We start from the raw sequence: 3023 nt of genomic DNA, 5'->3' as shown, positions 1-3023 counted from the left end.
AGATCGCGGCGATCGCCCGCGAATCTGCCGGTGGCACAAAGAAACCCGAAGATGTGACGTGGCTGCTCAAATACGCCAAGGCGCAGCGGTCCTACCTCGGTGAGGCGCGGGTGCGGTTCGGTGAGCCGTTCTCGCTGCGGGAGTCGATCGTCGAGTTGAGCGAGGACGACCCCGCACGCTTGGAGAAGATCGCTTTCAAGGTGATGGACGAGATCAACGCGGCGACACCGATTTCGGCGACCTCGCTTGCGGGTTTCGCGCTGTTGGGCGCGGGTGATCGGGCATACACGGCCAAGGAGATCGAGGACATACTGCGGCCGCTGCTGGCCTACATCGAGCGTCGCGAGCTACCGGGACCCGATCCGGCGATGTGCCGGGGACTCGGGCTGAAATCCACGTTGAAAGAACTGACCGACGCGGGTGTGCTGACCCATTTCGCGGGCGGTGTCGACGACGTGTGGTCGATAGCCGGGGAGAACCACGCGGTGGCCGCGTACTACCGCAATGGTGCGATCCATCATTTCGTCGACCGTGCGATCGTCGAGGTCGCGTTGTTCGCCGCGGACCGTCGAACCATCGACGACGATCGCGAAACACGTCTGGCCGCAGCGCAAGCCGAGGCGCTGCGGATTCGGGATCTGCTGAAGTTCGAGTTCTTCTTCCCGACAAAGCAGGAGTTTCTGCACCGACTCGGCGCCGAGATGGATCTCATCGCGCCCGAGTGGCGAAAGGTCAGGCCAACGCCCGCGTGGCTGCATGACACCTTCGTCGCGATGTCGGGAGAGCTGTTTGCCCGCAGAACCCTTCAGCCCTTCTTCGACGCGCAATTGGTCGTGTCGCGGCGGCTGGTGGAACTGGGAGAGGAGTCCCGCGAGAAGCAGGAGATCATCGCCGATTGCCTCGGGTTGGGTAAGCAGCTTGCGCTGCAGGGCGTCGTGAAGAGTAGGGATTCGGTGTCGACGGAGCTCTACACCGCAGCGTACAAGCTGGCCGACAATCGGGGATTGATCGATCCCCACGACGGACGCGATCTGGTTGCGGCACGGCAGGAGTGGCTCGACGAGGTCAACGACATGCGGGATCGTCTTGCCAGAATCGCCGAGATCGAGGCGAAGCAGACGGGAGTGACGGCGGTATGAGCGCACTGGGCGATCGCCTGGCCGAGATCCGCTCTGCACCGCGCGGCAAGCACATCGGCGCGTTCTTCGACTACGACGGGACCCTGATCGAAGGGTTCTCTGCGACAGCACTTTTCGGAGCCCGGATACGAAGTATGGAGTTCGGGATCGGGGAGGTCGCCGACTTCGCGCTGATCGGCCTGCGTGGAGTGGAGTCCGAACAGGACTACGCGGAGGTGCTCCAAGCCACCAAGCCGACGTTCGCGGGCAAGACGTACGCGGAGCTCTTGGACTTGGGAGACAGGCTCTTTCGGCAGGAGACGGCCGCCAAACTACGTCCTCAGATGTGGCAGATCCTCAACGCGCACCGCGAGATGGGGCACCGTATCGTGATCGCGTCGTCGGCAACGCGATTCCAGATCGAGCCCATCGCACGCGAAATCGAGGCTGATCACGCCTTGGCCACCGACGTCGAGGTGGTCGACGGCATCGTCACCGGGGAGGTGCTCGGCCGTCCGCTCTGGGGACCGGGTAAAGCGGCGGCGGTGCGCTCCCTCGCGCGCGAACACGACATGGATCTCGACGCGTCCTTCGCCTACAGCGACGGCAACGAGGACATCCCGTATCTCGAAAGCGTCGGACATCCCGCAGCGGTCTCGCCTCGGAGGACGCTACGGGCCGAGGCGGAATCCAGAGGGTGGCTGATCCTCGAACTACGCAATCCATCACACAATCGCTTCGGGATGGCTCTGCGTACCGGTGCGATGTACGGATCGTTTCTCGCCGGCGCCGCTGCCGGAATCGCGGGCGGTGTCGTGGCGCGCAGTCGATTCGAGAGCGCCGTCCAGACGGGCATCGCCACCGGAAACGACGTCGGGCTGGCGTTGGCCGGTGTGCATGTCGACGTGCTCGACGGCGCCGAATACCTGACGTCGGACCGTCCCTGCGTGTTCGCGTTCAACCATCAGTCCAAACTCGACCTCCCCGTCATGATCCACCTGATACAACGCGACGCGACGGGTGTGGCGAAGAAGGAGATCCAGCGGCTTCCGGTGTTCGGTCAGATTCTCGACGCAGCCGGGTTGGTCTTCATCGATCGAGCCGACGCCGGGAAGGCCATCAATCAGCTCGAGCCCGCCGTCCGCAAACTACGGGAGGACGGCTACTCGCTCGTGGTGGCGCCGGAGGGCACGCGATCGCCGACGCCGCGGATCGGACGGTTCAAGAAGGGGCCCTTCCACATCGCCATGCAGGCAGGGGTGCCCATCGTTCCGGTCGTGCTGCGCAACGTCGGCGAATTGATGTGGCGTGGTTCGCAACTCGTGGCACCGGGCACGATCGAGGTGCGCGTGTTGCCGCCCGTCGACACATCGGAGTGGCAGGTGGAGACGATCGACGACCACACCGAGGAGGTGCGCCAGATGTTCATCACCGCGCTGGCGGAGTGGCCGGAGCCGAACGGAACTGCAGAACACCATGATTCGCAACGGGACGAGAGCCGCAGTGACGACGCAGGGGAGGCTGTCGAATGAGTGAGGACCAACCCCTCGAGTGGGGCACCGAGCAGCATATGAGTCCGGTCGACGCGCTGATGTGGCGCGGCGACACCGACCGTCGACTGCGCGGGACGATCTCGATGATCGAGATCTACGATTGCGAACCCGACTGGGACAGACTGATCGCGGCACACGACTGGGGCAGCCGGATGGCGCCCAGATTCCGTTCGCGCGTTGTTGATTCGCCGCTGCACACCGGCACGCCGAGTTGGGCCGTCGACCCGGAGTTCGATCTCCACTATCACGTTCGACGCATCCGATTGCCCGGGGACGGCTCGATGGGCGAACTGCTGCCGACGTGTGGGAAATTGGCGATGACCGCGCTCGACCCGGCGCGCCCGCCGTGGGA

The 3023-nt window shown here is 64.5% G+C and carries 2 protein-coding genes and 1 pseudogene; all 3 read left to right on the top strand.

Translation table 11 applies throughout. The features are described 5' to 3' along the window. Positions 1-1139: pseudogene (locus B3T59_RS09345) on the top strand (glycerol-3-phosphate acyltransferase); the annotation flags it as partial. Next, positions 1136-2650: an HAD-IB family hydrolase gene (locus B3T59_RS09340; protein ID WP_064863615.1), complete on the top strand. Its 1515-nt coding sequence runs from the start codon at positions 1136-1138 to the stop codon at positions 2648-2650. The pseudogene B3T59_RS09345 and the gene B3T59_RS09340, both read left to right, overlap by 4 nt. Then, the coding region (locus tag B3T59_RS09335) for a wax ester/triacylglycerol synthase domain-containing protein (RefSeq protein ID WP_287002089.1) at positions 2647-3023 on the top strand (377 nt) is incomplete at its 3' end. The genes B3T59_RS09340 and B3T59_RS09335, both read left to right, overlap by 4 nt.

The sequence above is a fragment of the Gordonia sp. UBA7860 genome (assembly GCF_002500165.1).
Taxonomy (GTDB): domain Bacteria; phylum Actinomycetota; class Actinomycetes; order Mycobacteriales; family Mycobacteriaceae; genus Gordonia; species Gordonia sputi.
Note: the sequence above shows the minus strand (reverse complement) of the source record. Positions and strands in the feature narration are given on the sequence as shown.